Source organism: Kitasatospora sp. NPDC041988 (assembly GCF_055588525.1).
The window spans coordinates 59,151-65,453 of sequence record NZ_JBVJCO010000013.1 but is presented as its reverse complement, the minus strand read 5'-3'; the positions used below and the strand labels follow the sequence as shown (position 1 = coordinate 65,453).

Sequence of the window (6,303 nt, the reverse complement as noted above, 5' to 3'; positions counted from 1 at the left end):
GGCGCGGCTTTGCACTGGCCGCACAAGTAGCGGCGGGGTTTTTGGGCGGGCCCCAACTTTTTTCCCCGGAAAGGGGCTTGTCGCCCGGGGAAGGCACCGGGCGACACGCAGTGGTGTGATCAGGCAGCATCGGGCTGCTGGTGGAGCGCGGCTCGGCGCGGTACCCGCGCACGGAGCCGCATCGGGGCTTCGACCGGCTGCGGGGTCCGCCGGGTCGGCTTCTTCGAGACCTGCTCGGTGACGCCCACGGGCTTCGGCAGCGGAGCCAGGACTGGTCGGGTCTCATAGAGCCGAAGGATCTCGGCGAACTGCTCGGCCGTGAAGCGGTAGGACCGGCCAGGCTTGGTGAAAGGGATGCGGCCCCGACGGGCTTGCTCCTTCACCCACCACTCGGACATGTCGAGGGCCCTAGCAATGTCTGCCGGGCGGTACAGGATCGGCAGTGCGTTCTGTGTCTGGGGCAAGATCAACCCTCCTGACCATCGACGGGGCCTTCGCCCCTCATTCCTCTGGGTGCCGCTACCGCCGCTACCCCGCTACCGCGCTGGTCAGAGGGGGTGTGGTGGTAGCGGATGTGGTAGCGGTAGCGGATAGGAGCGCTAGCGGGCGGCGGTGAGGTTGGCCGTGCTTTCGGTGGCGGGGTCCGGGTCGGTAGCCGCTACCGCTACCTCATCCGCTACCGGGAAGAGGGCCCTGACCTGCGCGGTAGCGGAGGTAGCGGCGGTAGCGGATTCCTCAGGGGTAGGCGGGCAGTACCGCAGCCAGGCGTCGGCGAGGTCCTCGGCGTAGTAGCCCTTGAGGACGGTCTTGGGTGCGGTCTTGATGTTGCGGGGGCGGATGGGCTTCCCGGCGGCGGTGACGTACTCGCGAAGCATCTGGGAGAGGGCGCGGGCGGTGAACGGTCGGCCGTCGAGGTCGGCCCACGGGGCGTCGTCCAGGTCGTTGAGTCGCTCGACGAGCGCGCTGGTGAGCATGCGCTCGGCCCCGTCGAAGATGGTCCGCAGGTCGGTGAGCAGTCGGATGCCGATGGACCCGGTGTCGTCGGCCTGAGCGGTCTTGACCAGGTGGGTGCAGGCGGCACGGGCGCGCTCGGGCCAGTGGCCGCCGGCGGCGTCGGCGATGGCGAGCAGGGGCTCCCAGACGTCTGCGGGGCGGTCGGTGACGCCGTCGGGCATCTCCGGCCACGCCCCGTCGACCTGGTCTCGCACGGAGTCAGCCCAGGCGGCGAGGCGGTCCCGCAGTGCGTGACCCTCGGGCTCGTGGATGCGCTCACGGAAGGGCTCGACCTTCTCATTGGGGGCCCGGCGGCGCATCCGAATGACGATGGAGCGACCCATGATCGTGTCGGGAAGGTCGCCGAGTCCACCAAGGGCGAGGGCGGAGTAGACCGGGAACTTCACGACCTTGTGGGTGTCGCCCTCGCGGACGCTCCGCCAGACGCCTCCGGTGCGGCGGTAGCCGGAGTTGATGAGGCCGCGCAGGTCCTCGTTCCCGGCGGCCTTGGGGCCGAAGACGGTATCGACCTCGTCGAACAGGATCGTAGGGAGACCGTCGGTGTCACCGGAGATGGAGCGGAACAGAGCGCTGGCGCTGATGTCGTTGGTGACCAGCGGGCGGGGCGTGAGGGTCTGGATGATCTCCAGGGCGCGGGTCTTGCCGCTCTGGGGTTCCGGGGAGAGGAACGCCAGGCGCGGGGTGGTCGCAAAGCAGTCGATGAGGTGGGCGTGCGCGTCCCACAGCACCACGGCGACGTAGGCGGCCTCGCTGGGGAAGGCATTGAAACGGCGGTGGTGGTGCTCGACCTCGTCGAGCAGGGCCGCGCCGTCCTCGGCCTTGGTGGTGACGGGCGGGGTGGGATCGGTCATGCTGGCCTCTCCGGTTCTGTGAGGAGCTGGACGGGAGCGGCCGCCGGTCTTTGCGAGATGGGGCGGCCGCTTCGGCGTGCTTGGGTGAGTCAGGTCAGGTGGGTGCCAGCGGCTTCGAGGCCGCGGGTGACGGCGCGCTGCGCGTAGTCGTGCGGGACGCCGACAGCGACGGCGGCGGCGATGAGCTGCCGGGCGATCGTGTCGAGGTCGCAGCGGCCGGGGCAGCGGGCGTGCTGTGCGGCGAGAAAGCGGGCGACACCGAACGCCTGGGACCCGGCGCCGCTCTTGCGGTGGGCGTGGATCTTGGCGAGGCCACGTTCCAGCCCGGTGTTGAGGTAGCGCTCGGTGTGGCGGCAGCCGTTGCGCGCGCTCTGGCTCCAGCGGGGTGAAGAGGCCACCCCGGCGGCGGGGCGGGGCGGGGTGGCCTCTTCCTTCGCAACGAGTGCGCGGACGGCCGAGGGCAGTGGGGTGATGGTGCCGGTTCCGGGGCCGAGCCAGCGTGCGTAGGCCATGGCCGACTTGATGTCGACGCCCGGCAGTACGGAGTTGGCTGATCGCATGACGCCCCGGTAGATCCAGTGTTCCCCGCGGGTGGTGGGCACGGTCACTGTGGTGGGCAGGGTGTCCCGGGCCCAGGCGACGGCCTCGGGGGTGTCGAGGTCGAGGACGGTCAGCCCGGCCCCGGCCGGGTGGTAGGCCACGGTCGCGGCCTCCCGCCACGCCGGTGCCCACGCGTGGCTGGTCAGGACGGCGGGGTCGGTGGTGGCGGCGGCCCACCCGTGGCACGGGGCCGGGCAGACGCAGGGGCCGGGGTCTTTCATATTCGGCCGGCCGCCGCAGGCGTTGCCCGTGCAGGCGGGGCAGTTCCCGACGGGGAGCTTGCCGGCCCGCAGCGGTACGACGGGCAGCCCGGTGCGGGCCAGTTCGAGGGCGAGGCGAAGTACAGCCGGATGACTCACGCCGGTCTCCCGAAGTGGTGGTCAGAAGCAGCAGTGGGTGGTTGGGCTGCGTGCTGCTCGGCGCACACCTTGTGGGCGGGCCTGCGCTGTTCGTCGCGCAGCAGGGTGGGTCGGCCGCACCAGCGGCAGGGCTTGGCGCCGGTGCGGTCGAAGTGGGAGGCGTCGCGCCAGTCCAGGACGGTCGCCACAGCACCGCTCCTAGGCGGCGCGTGTGGGGAACGGGATGACGGCGGCGAGCCGGATGGGGGTCTCGGCGGCCGGGGCGGGGGCACCTTCGCCGCCGTCCGGCGGACGGCCCAGGTCGGCGGGCCGGTTGGCGCGTTCGGCGGCGGATTCGGCGAGGACCTGCTGTACGACGGCGGAGTCGGTGTGGGCGCCGCGCTGGCTGGCGAGGACGGCGGCGGCGCCGAGCAGGCCGGGGCCGAGCAGGATCGCGGCGGTGGCGAGGTCGGTGGTGGTGCTCACGGGGTTCCTCCGGTGCGGGCGGCGTGGGCGAGGAGGTCGGTGACGGTGGTGCCGAGCAGGGCGGCGCGCTGCTCGATCGCCGCCCACGAGTCGGGGTCGATGTGCATGAGGGCGGCGAAGGCGGCGGGGGCCTGGCCGTTGGCGGCGGCGGTGAGGGCCTCGCGGAGGTGGACGGCGGCGAGGGGGCGGATCGCGGCGGGAGTGGTCATCGCGGTCTCGGTCAGTGGCCGGTGACGATGCCGGCGATCGCGGCGAGGAAGGTGTTCACCGGGTCGGCGAGGCCGGTGGAGGCGGTGGTGAACCCGGACAGCCACAGGATCGCGGCGGTGCCGGGGCCGACGCGGCGACCCTTGAGGAGGAGGGCGGCGATGACGGCGAGCAGGATGGTGACGCTGATCGTGACGGCCATGACGGCGGTCCTTTCCCGTTCGGATCGGTGACGGAGCGTCAAGCAGGCGTGTGGGGCACACGCCGGGCGGAGCGTGTGACCCTGGGGCCGGGTGCGGGCCCATGCCGGGGGTTTGTGTGGGGCTTTCTGTGTGGCCCACACGGGCCACACGGGCAGGTCAGGGGGCCACACACGCCCGTGTGGGGCACACGCCGGCGTGTGGGGCTGTGTGACCCTTGCCGTGTGGCCCTGTGTGGGGCTGGTTCGGCTACTGGCGGTAGCGGTTGAGGGCGTCGGCGAGGGTGTGGGCGTAGAACCCGGAGCGGGTGGCGCCGTCGATGCGGACGGTGCCGGCGCCGGGCCGTTCGACTCCGACTTCGCGCATCAGGGTGTTGAGGTCGGCGCCGAGGGTCTGGGCGTCGACGCCGAGTGCGGTGGCGAGGTCGGCGACGAACATGCGGCCGCCGGCGGCGGCAATGGCGGTGTGCGCGCGGACGAGAAGCCCGGGGGCGGGGTCGGTGACGGGTTCGTATACGCCGTCGTTCTCGTCGTCGGCGACGGCCGCCGGGGGCGCCGTGCCGCGGTTGGCGGAGAGGTTGAGGGCGCCGGTGCGCGGGGGCTTCACGAGGCGGTCCCCGGTGGGTGTGCGGTCCGGGCCGCCCCGGAGCGAGGACAGGTCGAGTCCCCGAACGGGGTCCGGCCGGGTGTCGACGTCCCGCTCGTCTGCTGCGGTCGTGGGGGTCTTGGTCCAGAGCCAGCCGGCGCGGTCGTCGTCCCAGCGGCGGGCGTAGTCCTCGCCGGCGGCGTCGGCCGAGATCTTGTCGAGGGTGGGCCGGAGGTGGTTGGTGGCGAGGACGGCCTCCCGGACCTGACTCGGGCTGGTCTTCCAGGTCTTGAACGGGGTGGGGGCGAATCCGTCGGCGCCGGCGGCGCCGATCACGCCGCTGCCCTTGGCGTTGAGCTGGCGGGTGTCGACCTTCGCCCGCGGGAACATCTTGGCGAGGTTGTTCCCGGCACTCTCACCGGAGGTGAGGGCGACCCCGACAGGGGAGAACTTGCGGACCTCGGTGTCGCCGAGCGCGCTCACGTTGCCGTCGACGGCGGTCAGGACGAACCGCTCGCCCATGGCGCGGGTGGTGCGCATGGCCTTGCGGACGGCCTCGCGCAGGTCCTTGAGGACCTTCGGCGCGGTGGGCTGGATGGACAGCAGCTCGGCGCCCTCGTCCACGACCACCATGATCTGCGGCAGGGACGCGGAGACGGGCAGCAGTGTCGTGTCCTGCTCGTCAAGGAGGTCCTGGTAGTGCTGCTGGCGGGCGGCGTTGATCCGCAGCACCGCCTGCATCATGCGCAGGGCCTCTTCCGGGGTGGAGGCGATCCAGTCCACACCCGGCCGGGTGCCGGCCGGGGCCGGGGCGGTGCCGGCCTTCGGCGCCTTGCGGCCGGTGGCCTCCAACCACGGGCGCATCCACGGGATGCCGACCGCGCCCGCCTTCAGGTCGATGACGAAGACCAGCACGTCGGTGCAGCGGACGAACCCGGTGAGGACGCCGTCGACCAGGGTGGACTTGCCGGAGCCGGGCGGGCCGAGCAGTAGCGCGCACGCCTCCCGCAGGTAGACCTGCACGGGGTCGAGGTTGGGCAGCATGCCCCACGGGACGCCGGTCAGGATGGACAGTGGCGAGTAGTCCGGGGGGTAGGGCTGGCTGTCGGCCATGCCGTTGACGGTCGGGATGTCCAGCACCACCCGGCCCTGAATGTCGCCCTCCTCGACGGCGATGACGCAGCCCAGCGGCAGCCGGGCGTCGCCGGCCATGGCTCGGGCCCGGCCGGCGATCTGGTCCCACGTCGCCGTTCCGCCGGGCAGTTCGGCGGCGAGGGAGTAGCCGCCGCCGGTCTTCCAGAACTCGACGGCGAACACGCGGGCCTGCACCCCGACGACGCGCCGGATGCGGTCTTCCCAGTCACGGGCGATCGCGCGGCGGCGGTGGTCGAGGGCGTCGGCGGCCTTCGCGGCCTGCGGGGTGAGGGCGAGGCGCTCCTCCTCGGCGGCCTCTTCGTGGACGGTGGCGGTCGAGGCCATCGCGCCGATCCCGACGCCGAGGCCGGCGAGGGTGCCGGCGGCGGCCCACGAGAGGGGGCCGGTGTGGATGGCCCAGGTGGTCCAGCCCCCGGCGAGGAGCCAGGACGCGGAGCGGGTGGTCACGGACATGGCGGTGAGTCGGCGGCGCACGCTCCAGCCGATGCCGTGCCCGATCGCGCCCGCGGCGCCGACGGCCAGCGGCAGGGCCTCGGGCATGCCGGTGGCAGCTCCCAGCAGGGCCAGGGCGCCGGCGCCGGTCGCGGCGGACAAGGCGCCGGTGGCCGGGCCGTGCGGGGCGGACCAGTCCAGCGGCACCCCCTTCTTCGCCCGGGACGGGCGGGGCGCCTTGGCGGGCTTCTCCGGCTGAGGCTGGGCTGCGGGTGGCGTGGTGGGGTCGGGGGGCAGGTTGGTGAGGTTCAGGCGGTCGGTCATGCGGATCTCGTCTCCGGGTGTGGGCCGGGGGGGGGGGGGGGAGGGGGGGGGGAGGGACCAGGGGGGGGGGGGGGGGGGGGGGGGGGCGGAACATCCTCCAGAATGGATGGA

At 73.1% G+C, this 6,303-nt stretch carries 8 protein-coding genes; all 8 read right to left on the bottom strand.

What is annotated here, in order from left to right; translation table 11 throughout:
- Positions 1 to 119 precede the first annotated feature (119 nt).
- The 8 genes from ACZ6NC_RS15585 to ACZ6NC_RS15550 all read right to left on the bottom strand — a co-directional run bounded on the left by ACZ6NC_RS15585 (position 120) and on the right by ACZ6NC_RS15550 (position 6,192).
- On the bottom strand, positions 120 to 464 hold the full coding sequence (locus ACZ6NC_RS15585) for a helix-turn-helix domain-containing protein (protein WP_465732886.1): 345 nt from the start codon (positions 462 to 464) through the stop codon (positions 120 to 122).
- A gap of 135 nt (positions 465 to 599) precedes the next feature.
- Positions 600 to 1,865 carry a DUF3631 domain-containing protein gene (locus ACZ6NC_RS15580; RefSeq protein ID WP_465732884.1) on the bottom strand — a complete coding sequence of 422 codons (1,266 nt, stop codon included), beginning with the start codon at positions 1,863 to 1,865 and terminating at the stop codon, positions 600 to 602.
- A gap of 89 nt (positions 1,866 to 1,954) precedes the next feature.
- Positions 1,955 to 2,824 carry a bifunctional DNA primase/polymerase gene (locus ACZ6NC_RS15575; RefSeq protein WP_465732882.1) on the bottom strand — a complete coding sequence of 290 codons (870 nt, stop codon included), beginning with the start codon at positions 2,822 to 2,824 and terminating at the stop codon, positions 1,955 to 1,957.
- Positions 2,821 to 3,012 (bottom strand): hypothetical protein, encoded by a 192-nt coding sequence (locus ACZ6NC_RS15570; protein WP_465732880.1) that lies wholly within the window; start codon positions 3,010 to 3,012, stop codon positions 2,821 to 2,823. The genes ACZ6NC_RS15575 and ACZ6NC_RS15570 overlap by 4 nt, the downstream gene beginning before the upstream one ends.
- Before the next feature lie 10 nt (positions 3,013 to 3,022).
- Positions 3,023 to 3,289 carry a hypothetical protein gene (locus ACZ6NC_RS15565; RefSeq protein ID WP_465732878.1) on the bottom strand — a complete coding sequence of 89 codons (267 nt, stop codon included), beginning with the start codon at positions 3,287 to 3,289 and terminating at the stop codon, positions 3,023 to 3,025.
- Positions 3,286 to 3,498: a hypothetical protein gene (locus tag ACZ6NC_RS15560; RefSeq protein WP_465732876.1), complete on the bottom strand. Its 213-nt coding sequence runs from the start codon at positions 3,496 to 3,498 to the stop codon at positions 3,286 to 3,288. The genes ACZ6NC_RS15565 and ACZ6NC_RS15560 overlap by 4 nt, the downstream gene beginning before the upstream one ends.
- An 11-nt stretch (positions 3,499 to 3,509) precedes the next feature.
- Complete coding sequence (locus ACZ6NC_RS15555) at positions 3,510 to 3,698, bottom strand: hypothetical protein (protein WP_465732874.1); 189 nt, start codon at positions 3,696 to 3,698, stop codon at positions 3,510 to 3,512.
- 247 nt (positions 3,699 to 3,945) lie between these two features.
- Positions 3,946 to 6,192 (bottom strand): hypothetical protein, encoded by a 2,247-nt coding sequence (locus ACZ6NC_RS15550; protein ID WP_465732872.1) that lies wholly within the window; start codon positions 6,190 to 6,192, stop codon positions 3,946 to 3,948.
- Positions 6,193 to 6,303 lie beyond the last annotated feature (111 nt).